This window comes from Leptothrix toolikensis (SeqCode), from assembly GCF_057922285.1.
This window is the reverse complement of the sequence record NZ_JBYSVC010000062.1, coordinates 1-14,663: the sequence shown is the minus strand read 5'-3', so window position 1 is coordinate 14,663 and position 14,663 is coordinate 1. Positions and strand designations below refer to the sequence as shown.

At 63.5% G+C, this 14,663-nt stretch carries 17 protein-coding genes and 1 tRNA gene; 12 read left to right on the top strand and 6 right to left on the bottom strand.

Annotated features, from left to right (window positions below; translation table 11 throughout):
- The 3 genes from AC3VI7_RS09605 to radC form a co-directional block, all read right to left on the bottom strand.
- Window positions 1–652: hypothetical protein (locus AC3VI7_RS09605; RefSeq protein ID WP_489669156.1), on the bottom strand; the 652-nt coding region annotated here is incomplete at its 3' end.
- Between the two features lie 122 nt (window positions 653–774).
- Complete coding sequence (locus AC3VI7_RS09600; RefSeq protein WP_489669157.1) at window positions 775–1,485, bottom strand: Smr/MutS family protein; 711 nt, start codon at window positions 1,483–1,485, stop codon at window positions 775–777.
- Window positions 1,486–1,511: 26 nt separating this feature from the next.
- The gene (gene radC, locus AC3VI7_RS09595) at window positions 1,512–2,183 is read right to left on the bottom strand and encodes a RadC family protein (RefSeq protein WP_489669158.1); all 672 of its coding nucleotides are present in this window, start codon (window positions 2,181–2,183) and stop codon (window positions 1,512–1,514) included.
- Between the two features lie 50 nt (window positions 2,184–2,233).
- Between radC and AC3VI7_RS09590 the strand changes: the two genes are divergently transcribed.
- From AC3VI7_RS09590 to AC3VI7_RS09545, 10 genes are all read left to right on the top strand, one after another.
- Window positions 2,234–2,686, top strand: coding sequence for an FKBP-type peptidyl-prolyl cis-trans isomerase (locus tag AC3VI7_RS09590; RefSeq protein ID WP_489669159.1), 453 nt, complete (start codon window positions 2,234–2,236; stop codon window positions 2,684–2,686).
- Window positions 2,686–3,651, top strand: coding sequence for a 4-hydroxy-3-methylbut-2-enyl diphosphate reductase (ispH, locus tag AC3VI7_RS09585; RefSeq protein ID WP_489669160.1), 966 nt, complete (start codon window positions 2,686–2,688; stop codon window positions 3,649–3,651). The genes AC3VI7_RS09590 and ispH overlap by 1 nt, the downstream gene beginning before the upstream one ends.
- Window positions 3,644–4,939, top strand: a complete 1,296-nt coding sequence (gene serS, locus AC3VI7_RS09580) for a serine--tRNA ligase (RefSeq protein WP_489669161.1) — start codon at window positions 3,644–3,646, stop codon at window positions 4,937–4,939. Before ispH ends, serS begins: the two co-directional genes overlap by 8 nt.
- Before the next feature lie 41 nt (window positions 4,940–4,980).
- Window positions 4,981–5,586 carry a UPF0149 family protein gene (locus AC3VI7_RS09575; protein ID WP_489669162.1) on the top strand — a complete coding sequence of 202 codons (606 nt, stop codon included), beginning with the start codon at window positions 4,981–4,983 and terminating at the stop codon, window positions 5,584–5,586.
- Between the two features lie 34 nt (window positions 5,587–5,620).
- A complete protein-coding gene (locus AC3VI7_RS09570; protein WP_489669163.1) occupies window positions 5,621–6,355 on the top strand; it encodes a hypothetical protein in 735 nt (244 codons plus the stop codon).
- Window positions 6,352–7,038 carry a hypothetical protein gene (locus AC3VI7_RS09565; protein WP_489669164.1) on the top strand — a complete coding sequence of 229 codons (687 nt, stop codon included), beginning with the start codon at window positions 6,352–6,354 and terminating at the stop codon, window positions 7,036–7,038. Before AC3VI7_RS09570 ends, AC3VI7_RS09565 begins: the two co-directional genes overlap by 4 nt.
- Window positions 7,035–7,361 (top strand): hypothetical protein, encoded by a 327-nt coding sequence (locus AC3VI7_RS09560; protein WP_489669165.1) that lies wholly within the window; start codon window positions 7,035–7,037, stop codon window positions 7,359–7,361. Before AC3VI7_RS09565 ends, AC3VI7_RS09560 begins: the two co-directional genes overlap by 4 nt.
- Before the next feature lie 23 nt (window positions 7,362–7,384).
- Window positions 7,385–8,335, top strand: a complete 951-nt coding sequence (locus tag AC3VI7_RS09555) for a hypothetical protein (RefSeq protein ID WP_489671267.1) — start codon at window positions 7,385–7,387, stop codon at window positions 8,333–8,335.
- 46 nt (window positions 8,336–8,381) lie between these two features.
- A tRNA-Ser gene (locus AC3VI7_RS09550) sits at window positions 8,382–8,472 on the top strand.
- Window positions 8,473–8,529: 57 nt separating this feature from the next.
- On the top strand, window positions 8,530–9,372 hold the full coding sequence (locus AC3VI7_RS09545; RefSeq protein ID WP_489669167.1) for a CoA transferase: 843 nt from the start codon (window positions 8,530–8,532) through the stop codon (window positions 9,370–9,372).
- Window positions 9,373–9,385: 13 nt separating this feature from the next.
- Here AC3VI7_RS09545 and AC3VI7_RS09540 read toward each other — a convergent pair whose 3' ends face one another.
- From AC3VI7_RS09540 to AC3VI7_RS09530, 3 genes are read right to left on the bottom strand one after another with little or no spacing between them, the layout of a single operon-like run.
- Window positions 9,386–9,748, bottom strand: coding sequence for an FKBP-type peptidyl-prolyl cis-trans isomerase (locus tag AC3VI7_RS09540; protein ID WP_489669168.1), 363 nt, complete (start codon window positions 9,746–9,748; stop codon window positions 9,386–9,388).
- A 19-nt stretch (window positions 9,749–9,767) separates the two neighbouring features.
- Window positions 9,768–10,685 carry a tRNA glutamyl-Q(34) synthetase GluQRS gene (gene gluQRS / locus AC3VI7_RS09535; protein WP_489669199.1) on the bottom strand — a complete coding sequence of 306 codons (918 nt, stop codon included), beginning with the start codon at window positions 10,683–10,685 and terminating at the stop codon, window positions 9,768–9,770.
- A 19-nt stretch (window positions 10,686–10,704) separates the two neighbouring features.
- On the bottom strand, window positions 10,705–11,652 hold the full coding sequence (locus AC3VI7_RS09530) for a LysR family transcriptional regulator (RefSeq protein WP_489669200.1): 948 nt from the start codon (window positions 11,650–11,652) through the stop codon (window positions 10,705–10,707).
- Window positions 11,653–11,964: 312 nt separating this feature from the next.
- Here AC3VI7_RS09530 and AC3VI7_RS09525 point away from each other — a divergent pair, with 312 nt between their 5' ends.
- Window positions 11,965–12,363 (top strand): hypothetical protein, encoded by a 399-nt coding sequence (locus AC3VI7_RS09525; RefSeq protein WP_489669169.1) that lies wholly within the window; start codon window positions 11,965–11,967, stop codon window positions 12,361–12,363.
- A 12-nt stretch (window positions 12,364–12,375) separates the two neighbouring features.
- The coding region (gene dnaE, locus AC3VI7_RS09520) for a DNA polymerase III subunit alpha (protein ID WP_489671483.1) at window positions 12,376–14,663 on the top strand (2,288 nt) is incomplete at its 3' end.

Sequence of the window (14,663 nt, the reverse complement as noted above, 5' to 3'; positions counted from 1 at the left end):
CATCCACTTGAAATGTCGCCAAGATCCGACCAGATGCAATCTCAATCACCCGCCCCGGTGATATCCCGCTAACAAGCGGCATGCATTGCCAACTTTGGGTCGTCGCCGTCCCGCCCAAAGGTGATGGGCTCGGACAACCAAACCACTCGATTTGCACGCTCATACCGCTGGGGCCAACGAGTTGGGTCCCCTCAAGCACCAGCGTCACGGGTTGACCGGCAATAGCCACACTGGGCGTGATTCCCGTCACAGACAACCCTGACACGTTCACTTGGAATGTCCACAGCACTTTGTGTGAGGCCGTCTCAATCACGCTGCCAGAAAACGTACCAACCCCCATCGGCGTGCATTGCCAACTTTGGGAAGTGACCGTGCCACCCAGCGGGGCTAGGCTGGCACAGCCAGACCATGCCACCTGCACATTCGTCCCCTCTGCCCCAAGAAGCTGACGCCCATCGACGACCAAAGTGACCGGCTGCCCGGCCTCCACCACATTCGAATGAACACCTGTCACTTCTGTCGTGACCACGGCCACCGCTGGGGGACTGCCATCGACAGAAGAAGCACCGCCACCACAGGCCGTCAAGGCAATCGATCCAAGAAGCGCAGCAGCACAGCGAAATAACGCGGCTGTTCGAGTACAGACGGACATAAGAGGCTCCCTTCTTGTGTACGGTTCGAAACGAGGCCCATCTTAAATAGAACCTTGGCCCAAACCATCCAACATTGACCAAGAGTCTGTCTCTTTCAGTGACAAGGACTCAGCAGACAACCTCACTCCAACCGCAGCAACACCAACAGCGCGCCCGCGCCGCCTTCGGCAGCGGGGGCTTGGACGAAGGCGCGGACGTGGGGGGATTGGACGAGCCAGCTGGGGACGCGGGCTTTGAGGATGGCGGTGCCGCCGGGGGAGCTCCAGCCTTGGCCGTGGATGATGCGCACGCAGCGCCAGTGGCGTTGGTGGGCTTCGGCCAAGAAGGCGACCAGCAGCTCGCGGGCTTGATCGCGGCTCAGGCCGTGCAGATCGACTTGGCCTTGGGCACGCCAAACACCGTGGCGCAGTTTGACCAGCACATCGGTACCGACGCCTTCTTGGCCGTAGGCGATGGGCGTGTCGGTGGCGGCGGTGTGATCGCCGCGCCATGCGGGATCGAAGCCGTCTGAGAGCGCTTCTTGCATCGAGCGGGGCTCAGCCAAGCTGCGAATGGCGGAGTGCGGCAAGGGCGACCAAGCGGGCGGCGGTGGGGCGTGGATCACACGGTGGGCCGTGCCACGCCGCAAGGGCTGCACCGCGCCGATGGCTTGGTGAAACACCTCGCGCTCGCGAGCTGCGGTGTTGCGGGCTGCCGCCCGCTCAGCAGCCAACCGAGCGGCGTGCTCACGCTCCTGCGCCTCGCGCGCTTTGCGCTGCTCACGCAGCAGTTGGCGCAAATCAGCCAACGTACCGGCCAACGTCCCCGCCAAGGGAGCCGCCGAGGAACTCAAACCATGCTTCTTACCCACAACCCGACTCACAACAAACCTCGCTCCACAAACGACACCACCGTGCCTTGTCCCACCACCAGATGATCCAACACCCGCACATCCACCAAAGCCAAGACCGTCTTGAGTTGCTGGGTCAGAAACTCATCGGCTCTGGAGGGCTCGGCCACGCCCGAGGGGTGGTTGTGCGTCAGGATCACCGCCGCTGCATTCAAACTCAGGGAGCGTTTGAGCACCTCGCGCGGATAGACGCTGGTCTGACTCAAGGTGCCGCGAAACAGCTCTTCAAAGGCGATCAGTCGATGCTGGGTGTCGAGAAACAACACCCCGAAGACCTCGTGCCCCAGACCGCTCAAGTGCAGCTGCACATATTGGCGCACCGCCCCAGGTGAATCGAACACCGGGCTCTGCGTCAATTGCGCTTGCAAAGCCCGCCGGGCCAATTCGAGCACGGCCAGCAACTCCGCCCGCTTGGCCGAGCCGCCCAAACCCTTGACCAGCGCCAGCGCCTTGGCGTCGGCTTGGAGCAATCCGCCCAGATGGCCAAAGCGATCGAGCAGGTTTTGCGCCATTTGCAGCACCCCCACGCCCGTGACACCCGTGCGCAAGATGATGGCCAGCAATTCGGCGTCGGCCAGACTCTGGGGCCCATGCGCCAACAGCTTCTCGCGCGGCCGCAACGCAACAGGGATGTCCTTCATGATCCGCCCCCCTAGAATTGCGCCCAGTCTAACGATGACAGGATGTTCCCGTGGCCCAGGTTCGATCGGATTCTTTTTTGACCTTGCATTACCGCTTGAGCGGTCCCGACGGCGCGGAGATCGTCAATACCTTCAACGACCAGCCCGCCACGCTCACGCTCGGCCAAGGCGAGTTGGCACCCGCGATTGAAGCGCGCTTGATCGGCCTTGAAGAAGGCTGGCGCACCACCCTCGCTTTAGAGGCCGGTGAAGCCTTTGGCCAGCGCAACCCCGAGTTGCTGCAAAAACTGCGGATGTCGGAGCTGCGCCAAATGGGCGACCCCAACGAGGTCTACAGCGTGGGCGATGTGGTGCAGTTCCCCACCCCCGACGGTCAAGGCGCTTTTGCCGGCATCTTGCGTGAGCTTGGTCCCGTCGAAGAGGACTGGGCGCTGTTTGATTTCAACCACCCGCTGGCCGGCCAAGCGCTGAGCTTCGAGATCCAACTGATTGGGGTGCTCTGATGGTGGGACTCACCGACATCGTGCTGGCGCAGCCCCGGGGCTTTTGCGCCGGTGTGGACCGCGCCATCGACATCGTCGAACAAGCCTTGGCGCGCTTTGGCAAGCCCATTTATGTGCGCCACGAGATCGTGCATAACACCTACGTGGTGAACGATCTGCGCACCAAAGGGGCCATCTTCATCGAAGAGTTGAGCGAAGCACCCACCGGCTCCACCGTGGTTTTCAGCGCCCATGGCGTGAGCCAAGCGGTGCGCCGCGAGGCCGAAGCCTTGGGCCTGCGCGTGTTTGATGCCACCTGTCCGCTGGTCACCAAGGTGCATATCGAGGTGGCCAAGCTGCACCGCGAGGGCTACGAGTTCGTCATGATCGGCCACAAAGGCCACCCCGAAGTCGAAGGCACGATGGGCCAGTTGAGCGAAGGCATCCATCTGGTCGAGTCGGTCGAAGACGTGGCTCAGGTCCAGCCCAAGCAGCCGCACCATCTGGCGGTGGTCACCCAAACGACCCTGTCGGTGGACGACGCCCGCGAGATCATGGACGCCCTGCGCGCGCGCTTTCCCGCCTTGCGCGAGCCCAAGAAACAAGACATCTGCTACGCCACCCAAAACCGCCAAGACGCCGTCAAAGTCCTTTCGACCGAGGTCGATGTGGTGGTGGTGGTGGGCAGCCCGACCAGCTCGAACAGCAACCGCCTGCGCGAACTCGCTGAGCGCCGAGGCCTGCCGGCTTATATGGTGGATCGCGCCGAGGATCTCCACGCCGCTTGGTTCCAAGGCCGGCCACGCGTCGGTTTGACCGCCGGGGCCTCCGCCCCAGAAATTTTGGTGCAGCAAGTCATCGCTCAGCTCAGGAAGCTGGGTGCGGTGAGTCTGCGCACCCTACCGGGCGTCGAAGAGACGATCCAATTCCCGTTGCCCAAGGGCCTCAAGGACAGCCCGACCCCTCCGAAAGAGACCCATGCTTGATTTGAACCAACTGCGCAAAAACCTCGATGACGTCGTCCAACGTCTGGAAAAGCGCAAGTCCCCCCAGCCCTTCCTTGACATCGAGCGCTTCCAAGGCCTGGAAGCCGAGCGCAAGCTGCTCCAGACCCGCACCGAAGAGCTGCAAGCGCGCCGCAACCAGCTCTCCAAGCAAATCGGCCAACTCAAGGCCAAGGGCCAAGACACCAGCGCCGTGATGGCCGAAGTGGGCGGTCTCGGTGATCACCTTAAAGCCAGCGCCGAGCGGCTGGAGGTGATTCAAGCCGAGTTGGGCGAGATGCTGATGCATGTGCCCAATCTGCCTGCCGACGTCGTGCCGGTGGGCACGGATGAGAGCGGCAACGTCGAGGTGCGCCGCTGGGGCACGCCGCAGAGCTACGACTTTGCGGTCAAGGATCACGTCGATCTGGGCGCGCCGCTGGGCCTCGACTTCGAGACGGGGGCCAAGCTCTCGGGCTCGCGCTTCACCTTCATGAAGGGCCCGATCGCCCGCTTGCACCGTGCGCTGGCCCAGTTCATGCTGGACGTGCAAACCAGCGAGCACGGCTACACCGAGTGCTATACGCCCTACATCGTCAACCGCAACGTGCTTGAAGGCACCGGCCAGCTGCCCAAGTTCAAGGACGACATGTTCTGGGTGCTGCGCGGCGGCGACGAAGACCAACCCGAGCAGTACCTGATCTCGACGTCAGAGATTTCGCTGACCAACAGCGTGCGCGAGCAAGTGCTGGGCATGGATCAACTGCCGATCAAGCTCACCGCCCACAGCCCGTGCTTCCGCTCGGAAGCTGGCTCGGCCGGGCGCGACACGCGCGGCATGATCCGCCAGCATCAGTTCGACAAAGTCGAGATGGTGCAAATCGTCCACCCGGATGAAAGCAGCGCCACCCTAGAAGCGATGGTCGGCCACGCCGAAGCGATCCTGCAAAAGCTGGAACTGCCCTACCGCGTGGTGCTGCTGTGCAGCGGCGACATGGGCTTTGGGGCCACCCAGACCTATGACCTGGAAGTCTGGCTGCCCGCGCAGAACACCTACCGCGAAATCAGTTCTTGCTCGAACTGCGACGCCTTCCAAGCCCGCCGGATGCAAACCCGCTTCAAGAACGCCCAAGGCAAGAACGAGTTCGTCCACACCCTGAACGGCTCCGGCTTGGCCGTGGGCCGAGCCTTGGTGGCTGTGCTGGAGAACCATCAAAACGCCGACGGCAGCATCACCGTGCCCCAAGCCCTGCGCCCCTACTTGGGTGGCGCTGAGCGACTCACCGCCTAACCCTTTGCCCTTTGCCCTTTTCCGCCTGAGAACCTGCCCCCATGGACTATCCCCGCTTCAACCCCGATTCACCCAACGATCCGCTTTCCGAAGAAGAGTTGCGAGGGCTAGACACCTTGCTGCAAAGCCTACCCAGCGAAGCGACGATGCCTATCGACGCCATCGATGGCTATTTGACGGCCTTGCTGGTCGGCCCGGCTGAGGTGCTCGGCAGCTTGCCGACCGCTGAGTGGTTGCCGCTGGTCTGGGGCGGTGACGGCGACAACGGCGCGCCCTTTCCCAGCAACCAAAAGCGCAAGCGCACGACGGTGCTGATCCTGCGTCATCTGCAAGCCATCGCCTGCCAACTGCGCGATGCCTCCGAAGCGTGGGAACCCATCTTCAGCGTGGCCGACGACGGTGAGCGCGAATGGGCCGATGCCGGCGACTGGTGTACCGGCTTCCTCCAAGCCACCGACCTCGCCCCGGACGCTTGGGCACCCTTTTTCGACCACCCCACCCTCGGCCCAGCCCTGCTGCCCATCGCCTTGCTGGGCGGTGACATCGAAGCCGACGCGGCCACCGACCTCGACAACCCCGAAGTCCGCGACCAACTCAGCCGCGCCGCCGCCGACGCCGTCATGCAACTGATGCAAGACCCGTCGTAAATCACGCCATCCACAGCCGTCTTCAAGGCGCACCATGCAGCACCCTTTCTTTCATCATCGCTTTCTCGTCCGACTCATTGCGGCTGGTTTGTTGGGCTTGGCCGGGTTGCCTGCGGCGATGGGAGCGGGCATCACCATGGACTGTGATCATGACGAGATCACGGTCATGGGGGCGCAGGCCCAGCAGGGGCAGGTGCGCGCCGAACGACTCGGGGTTGGAACCTTGCGGGTGCAGTGGCAAGGGGGCAGCCAGCGCTTCGAGGACCGTGTCCCCGTCGTGGAAACGGGTTTCGCGGAAGAACACTACGTTTATTGCGGCTACAACCCTGCCGCGCACCTGCACCTGATCCGCAAGGACACGGGCGAGAGCTTCACCGGCTTGCTGATCAACGACCTCAACGGCCAGATCATTGATGCCGGCTACACCGTCATCCTCTCGCCCGACCTCAGTCGCTTTCTGGCCGTGCGCCAGCACGACAGCATCGAAGGCGAGGTCTGGGTGATGTCGAACTTTGAGGGCAAAACCCTCTGGGAGGGCCGTACCGGCCTCACGGCCGAAGGGGATGACGGTGAGGACGCCGAGCTGATCGCCGAACTCGAAGACCCTCACTGGCTGCCCAGCGGTGAGCTACAGGCCACACACACCTGCTTGGGCACCGACGAGGTCAAGTCCACCACGGTGGTCTTGAAGCGCAGCAAACACACCGGCAAGGGCATAAGGGCCACTTACCACTGGTTGCCCAAGGTCACATGCCCCGCACAGCCATGACTCAACGACACCAACCATCACGAAACCGAGCGCTGGCATGCCTGCTCTTGGCGCTCAGCGCACCGACTTGGGCGGATGTGCTGCCGATGGAGATGTATGACGCCGGACAACGTCTAGCAGCTCATCCCGAGCGCTATGACCGCGCCGATCAGTTCTGCACGAACAAGCGCGTCAATGCCCTATGCACCCGACCGGGCAGCGTTTTTTCGGGGGGAGGCCCTGGAACGTGTCGGATCCAGATTGATCCAAGCTTGTACAGCATCGATCTCAGCTGTGTCTTGCATGACGAAGCCGTCGTTGAGCGTGATCTGCCCAAGGGCGGTTATCAAGCCCCCGACTATCTCTGCCACGACGGCCCCTCGCCCGTGGACGGCATCGACTGCGACTCTGCCAAATCGACCCAATCGGCCCAATCGGCCCACATGCCTGTTGATCGGTTCTGCCGGAGCCACTTTGTGGGCGAGCGCTGCGAAGTGTCCTTCGTGCATCTGGGCCAAACCCTGCGCGACAGCGGCACCTGTCAGGTCGTCACCGAGGATCGGCATTTCTACTTCCGGGGGCGCAGCAAAGCATCGCGCAAGGTGCTGCGTTGTGAACCCATCCAGCCCGTTCAGCAGCGCTTCACCCCCACGAGTTGGTGGGAGCGCGTGCGTCCCAAGACAAGGACCGAGTCGGCACCTTGAGCCTCCCTCAGACGCAAGCCCTGCTGCTGACCTTGCTCTGCGAGGTGCCGCTGATCCTGTGTTTGGCCGCCCCGGCCCCTTGGCGACGCCTCGGCGTGATCGCCACGGTCGCCACCAGCGCCTCGCTCCTCACCCACCCCATGGCTTGGTGGCTCGCTGGCACGCTGGCCCCGTGGGAAGTGAGGCCGGGCGTGCTGCTGATCGAAGCCGGGGTCGTGGTGCTTGAGGCGCTGTGGTACGCCCTTTGGCTGCGTCTTGGCGCGTGGCGCGCCTTGGCTTGGTCCTTGGCCGCCAATGGGCTGTCTTTCTGGGTCGGATCATGAAGCACCGTGGGTTCGGGCTCGGGATGGGACTCGGGCTGCTGGTCATCACGGCGCTGCTGCTGCCGCTGCCACTCTACATCCTCGCGCTGGCCCTTTTTGGGCTGCCGCATGTGCTGTGGGAACTGGCTTGGCTGCGGCAGCGCTACGCCGGACATCAACCCCGCAGCTGGTGGTGGGCGGTAGGCGGCGTGCTGCTGTGGCAAGCCGGCACGCGGCTGGCGATTTGGCTGGACGTGCTCGACCCCCGAGCCGGGCCCGTGATCGACTTGGCCAGCCTTGGCCTGCTCGGCGCAGCGGTGCTGCTGGGGCCACGCAGTAGCCGGCCCACACGCTTGGCGGGCATGCTCTTGGCCATCGCCATGGGATGGGCCCTCGCCAGCGACCATCTCCTGATCGTGCTGCTGAGCTTGGCCATGCTGCATAACTTCAGCCCGCTCGCCTTGGCGTGGGACTTGGCCCGCGACCAACCGGACCAACGCCCCACCGCATGGCTCATCAGCATCTTGTTTGCCCTGCCGCTGCTGATCGCCGCCCTGCCGCTGCCGTTTGAGTTGTTTGATCTCCAAGCCACGCTGGGCGACGCCCTGAATCAGGGGCTGCACGGGCTGGCCCTGCCGCTGCCGAACCCCGGCTTGCTTGACGGTCAACTCACCCCCGGCTGGGGTGACGACAGCGGGCGGCGTCACACGCTACTCAGTGCGCTGGTGCTGGCGCAGTGCCTGCACTACCTGAGCGTGATCCATCTCTTGCCTGCCACAGGGCGGCTGCGGAGGGATGCACCGCTGCTCAACCCACGCTTGCGCCAACTCGCGCTGCTACTGAGCGCCGCGCTGGTGATCGGTTTCATGATCGACTACCGTAGCACCCGAGGGCTCTACGCAGTGGCTTCAGGTCTGCATGCTTGGCTTGAATGGCCGATTCTGCTGTTGGCCATCACGGCCCGCCCCATGCGGGCTTGCCAGCCGCAAAATTGAGGCTACAATGCGCGACTTCGCTTATCGCGAGACCACGCCCGAATCAGGAAAGGTGGCAGAGTGGTCGAATGCGCCGGACTCGAAATCCGGTATACGGTTACACCGTATCGAGGGTTCGAATCCCTCCCTTTCCGCCAAGTCAAAACGCCCAAGTCATTCAACCGACTTGGGCGTTTTTTCTTCCAGGATGGACTATGAGTGCTGATGCTGATACTTCCCCCCTGCTGGCGGGGCTGCGCGTCGTCTCGCTGGCGCTGAACCTGCCCGGACCTGCCGCCTTGCGCCGGCTGCGCGAACTGGGCGCGACGTGCCTGAAGCTGGAGCCGCCCAGCGGCGACCCGATGCGGGGCTACGGCGCGGGCTTTTTTGCCTGGCTGCACGAAGATATCCGCACCGAAACGGTCGATCTGAAAAGTGCTGCGGGTCAAACGCGCCTGCATGCGGCCTTGGCGAACGCCGATGTGCTCATCACCTCCAGCCGTCCGGCCGCGTTAAGCCGGCTGAACATCCACGCGGAACGTCTTAAGCGTGACTTTCCCGGCCTCGGCTGGGTCGAGATCGTCGGCGACCATGCGCCCCACGACAACGAGGCTGGGCACGATCTGACCTATCAGGCGCAAGCGGGCTTGATTCGGGACCAGCTCCCCACCACCTTGCTGGCCGACATGGGCGGGGCCTTGCTGGCGGTGCAAGCTGCGCTGGAGCTGGTGATCCGCCGAGGCGGTCATCGGCGTGTGGCACTGGCCGAAGCGGCGCGCTATTTGGGGCTGCCCCAAACGTGGGGACTGACCACACCGGGCGCGGTGCTGGGCGGTGGGCACCCCGGCTACCAAGTACTGCGCTGCCGTGATGGCTGGGTGGCGTTGGCCGCGCTGGAGCCGCATTTTCAAGCGGCCTTGGCCGAAGCCGTCCAAGCCAACACAGCCGCCAACAACACCATCACCAGCGCCGCTGAATGGTGCGCGGCGTGCGACGCCGCCACCCTCAACCAGACGGCGCAACGGCTGGATTTGCCGCTGCTGGCCTGGGTCGCTTGATCCAATCAGCGGATCAAGCGTTGAGCAGATCCACTTCAAACACCAAGGTGGCGTTGGGCGGAATCACGCCACCGGCGCCGCGTGCGCCGTAACCGAGCTGAGGCGGGATCAGCAACACGCGGGTGCCGCCTTCTTGCATGCCTTGCACGCCTTCATCCCAGCCAGCGATCACCATGCGCGCGCCCAGATTGAAGACAAAGGCTTGGCCCCGGTCCTTGCTGGAGTCGAACTTGCGGCCCCGATGGTTGGTTTGGGTGGGGTCGTACAACCAGCCGGTGTAATGCACCGACACGGGACGGCCCGCTTTGGCCACCGCACCGCTGCCGGTCACGGTGTCTTCGTATTGCAAGCCAGAAGGCGTGGTCGTCATCGTCATTCGAGTTACCTCACAAGAATCAAAAAAGGTCGCGCATCATGCCATCGCGCCAGACGTTCACGGCCTGAGCCAACCATGTCCCCACCGTGGCTGCGGGCGGAACGACCAAGGCGAGATGAGCGGCAGCGGCCTGCAAAACCACCAACGGCGCAGACGTATCCACCGCCTGCGCCCCGTTTTGCTTGGACAGTTTGTCGCCATCGAGCCCAAGCACCAACGGCAGATGCGCATAGCGCGGTGTCGGCAACCCCAGACAACGTTGCAACCAGATCTGCCTTGGGGTGTTATCGACCAAGTCTTGGCCCCGTACCACGTCGGTGATGCCTTGGGCGGCGTCATCGACCACCACCGCCAGCTGATAGGCCCAAAGGCCATCGGAGCGCTTCAGCACAAAGTCGCCCACCTCGCGGCTGAGGTTTTGTTGACGAGCACCCAAGCGCCGGTCGTGCCAGTCGATGCAAATCGCCTCGCCAGCCGCCTCACTCGCCGCCTGACCCGCCCCATCGACGGTACGTAAGCGCCACGCCACCGGGCTATCCTCGGCCACAGCACGACCCCGACAAGTACCCGGATACACCCACTCCCCATGCCGGGAAGGCTCACGTCCCGCCGCTTGCAGCGCCAGCAAAATGCTTTTGCGCGTACACCCACACGGGTAAGCCAAGCCTTGAGCGCGCAACCGATCCAGGGCCGCTTGATACAAGCCAGACCGCTGGCTTTGCCAGACCGGCGGCTCGTCCGGGATCAAACCGCAGGCGGCGAGCTGCGCCAAGATGAGGCGATCCACCCCAGGCTTGCAACGCGGCCCATCGACGTCCTCGATCCGCACCAACCATTGGCCGCTCGCCGCACGGACATCGAGCCATGAGGCCAACGCCGCCACCATGGAGCCCGCATGCAAAGGGCCGGTGGGGGATGGTGCAAAACGACCGCGCATCAGCCCTTCACCTTCAGCGTCAAAACAGCCCTTGAGCGTGTTGATCAAGCAGCGCTTGACGGGTGCGCGGGCGCTCCAGCTGCTGCAACCACCACGTCAAAGCCCGACCATGCATGGCGCTACGTCGCCAAGCGTAATGCAGATAAGACGCCTCCGCCGGCGTCTCGGTGGGCACGAGCACCAGCCTTCCAGAGGCAAGATAAGGGCGCACCAGCGGCTCGGGCAGCCGGCCGCAACCGAGGCCTCGCAGCTGCGCTTCCAGCTTGGCCGCTAACGAGGGCACGCTGAGCACGTCCTGCCCGGCTTGAATGCCGAAGGTGTGGGGTTCAAGATGCTGCGCGGTATCGGCAATCGCCACGATCCGGTGGGTTAACAGCACTTCTGAGCGGATCGGCCCGGCCACCTTGGCCAAAGGATGATGCGAGGCCACCACCAGCACCATCTTGACCGACCCCAGCACCGCCGTCTGAATGTCTTCGACCGCCGCCACCGGCGGCTGCACCCCGATGGCCAAGTCCACCGCCCCGCTCAACAGGGCTTCCCACGTGCCGTTGAGCACTTCGTTGCGCAGCTTGAGCCGCGTCGGTGGGGCTGCATCTTCGAGCGCATAGAAACTTTCCATCAAATCGAACAACGCGGTCGGTGCCACGATGCCGTCGAGCGCAATCGACAACTCGGGCTCCCAGCCGGTGGCGACACGCTGCACGCGGTGCGCCACGGTGTGCATCTGCTGCAAAAGCCGCCGCCCTTCGCGCAGCAATTCATGCCCCGCGTCCGTCAACTGGGCCTGACCCCGTCGATCAAAGAGCAACGCATCAAGGGCCAGTTCGAGCTGTTTGACGTTGTAAGTCAGGGCGGACGGCACCTTGCCCAGCTCACGAGCCGCCGCCGCAAAACTGCCGGTACGGGCGATGGCATCGACCATCTCAAGCGCTTCCGGGGTCAAGGCCAGATGGCGAGCGGTCAGGCTAGGCGGCTTGGAAAGGGCTGGTGACACGGGCGTGACCTCTGTAACAAAAAACGCGAATCGTCGCAGACATTCAGAACACCCATTGTCAATGCAAGGTCAAACACCCGGCACGAACTGTGGCTAAAAGCACACTGCGGTGGGTTTTGGTCCGGCAAAAGCAGGCCAAGTCAGCGGTGGATTGCGCAGAACTGTGCGATTCCGCACGAGGCTGGTTTTCGTTACATCCCTCACACCGAAAGGAATCAGAGTTCACCTCGTTACAGTGGCTTTTCCATGAAATCAGCCGCGCCGAGGCGTTTAACCCTTCTATTGTTATGGCTTCTTAGCGCCTGTGGCGGTGCCAGCGGCGGTGACCCCGCGCCCGTCGCCAAGCTGGTGCTTTCTGAGCTGGATGTATTGCGTGCGCAGATCGTCCAGCAAGAACAACAAGTTCGCACCTTGGCGATCGCCGCTCCTTGCAACAGTCATGCCGAGTGCCGCATGCTCGCCATCGACCCCCAAACGGGCTGCTCGGTGCCCGCCTCCATCCCTTACTCGTTGCGCACGACCGATGCCGTGGTGATCGGCAATGCGGCCTTTGATCTGACCCAACTCAAGCAACGCCTCTGGACGCAGGAACACCCTGGTATCGCTTGTCCAGCGGTGATCTACCCCCTGCCCAACGCCCTGTGCGTCAACACGCTTTGTGTCGCCGGGCCCGTGCCCTGACAAAATGGGCGCATGACCCGCCCCACCCACGCCCCCGTTTTCGTTCACCTGCGTACCCACACCGAGTTTTCCGTCGTCGATGGCACCTTGCGCATCGACGAGATGGTCAAGACTGCTGCCAGCGATGACCAGCCGGCCTTGGCCATCTCGGACCTCAGCAATCTCTTCGGTGCCATCAAGTTCTATAGCAGCGCCCGCAAATCGGGCGTGCAGCCCATCTTGGGGGCCGACCTCTGGCTGGAACCCGACCCGGCCAGCGCTGATCCGCGCCAAGCCAGCCGCCTGCTGCTCTTGGTCCAAGATCGTCAGGGCTACCTGAATCTGTGCGAGCTGATCTCACGGGCTTGGATCCAGAACGTGCAGCGCGGCAACCAAGCCTGGGTCAAGTGGTCGTGGCTGGAAGAGCTCAGTGGCGGGCTGATCGCGCTCTCAGGGGCGCAGATGGGTGCCATCGCGCAAGCTCTTGGGGTGCAAGACAACGTGCGGGCCACCGAGCTGGCCCAGCGGCTGGCGGCTCTTTTCCCGCAGCGCTTCTACATCGAGCTACAACGCGCCGGTCTTCCGGGGCAGGAGGCCTATGTCCGCGCTGCCGTGCCGTTGGCCGCCGAGCTGGGCCTGCCGGTTGTCGCCACCCATCCAGCCCAGTTTCTGAGCCCGGATGATTTTGACGCCCACGAAGCGCGGGTCTGCATCGCTGAGGGCGAGACCATCGCCAACCCCAAGCGCATCAAACGCTTCAGCCGTGAGCAGCATTTCAAAAGCCAAGCCGAGATGGCCGAGCTGTTTGCTGATCTGCCCTCGGCCTTGGCCAACACACTCACCATCGCTCAGCGCTGCCACCTCAACTTGGTGCTGGGCAAGCCGCAGCTACCCAACTTCCCCACCCCGCAACTCAGCGACGGCTCCTTCATGCCGATGGCGGATTACTTCCGTCAGCTCTCGGTCGAAGGCTTGGAGCAGCGCTTGGCCTTGCTCTACCCTGATCCTGTCCGCCGTGACAAGGAACGCCCACGCTACGCCGAGCGGTTGGAATTCGAGATCGGCACGATCTTGAAGATGGGCTTTCCGGGTTATTTCCTGATCGTGTCCGACTTCATCCGCTGGGCCAAAGCCAACGGCTGCCCGGTCGGTCCGGGCCGGGGCTCAGGCGCAGGCTCGCTGGTGGCCTACGTGCTCTCGATCACCGATCTCGATCCGCTGCACTACAACTTGCTGTTCGAGCGCTTCTTGAACCCGGAACGGGTTTCGATGCCTGACTTCGACATCGACTTCTGCCAAGGCAACCGCGACCGGGTGATCGACTACGTCAAGGACCGCTATGGCCGCGCAGCCGTGAGCCAGATCGCCACCTTCGGCACCATGGCGGCCAAGGCGGCGCTGCGCGACATCGGCCGCGTGCTGGGCATGGGTTACGGCCATGTGGATTCGATCGCCAAGCTCATCCCAGCCCCGCCGGGCAAATCGGTGACCTTGGCGCGCGTGCCCGACGAGCCCGAAAGCGGTCTGATCTACGCCCGCAAAGAAGCGCCTGAGTTGGAAGAGCGCGAGAAGAACGAAGAAGAAGTGGCTGAGTTGCTGAGCTTGGCGATGCGGGTCGAAGGCATGGTGCGCAACATCGGCATGCACGCCGGCGGCGTGCTGATTGCGCCGGGCAAGATCACCGACTTCTGCCCGCTCTACCAGCAGCCCGGCAGCGACTCGGCGGTGAGCCAGTTCGACAAAGACGACGTCGAAGCCATCGGCTTGGTGAAGTTCGACTTCTTGGGGCTGGCGACCCTCACCATCTTGGAGCTGGCCAAAGACTTCATCGTCAGCCGCCACGCTGAGCAGAAAAACTTTGCCTTCGAGACCATCCCGCTCGATGACGCCCGGGTCTACAAGTTGTTCTCCGATGGCCTCACCGAGTCGGTCTTTCAGTTTGAATCCGGCGGCATGCAGCGCATGCTCAAAGACGCCAAACCCAGCCGGCTCGAAGACCTGATCGCCCTGAACGCGCTCTACCGCCCCGGCCCGATGGACCTGATCCCAAGCTTCGTGGCCCGCAAGCACGGCCGCGAAGTGGTCGAGTACCCGCATCCGCTGGTCGAAGGCGTGCTGGCCGAGACCTACGGGATCATGGTCTACCAAGAACAGGTGATGCAGACCGCGCAGGTGCTGGGCGGCTACAGCTTGGGCGGCGCGGACATGCTGCGCCGCGCGATGGGCAAGAAAAAGGCCGAGGAGATGGCCGAGCATCGGGCGATCTTCCGCAAAGGTGCCGCAGGCAAAGGCATCAACGAGACCAAGGCCGACGAGGTCTT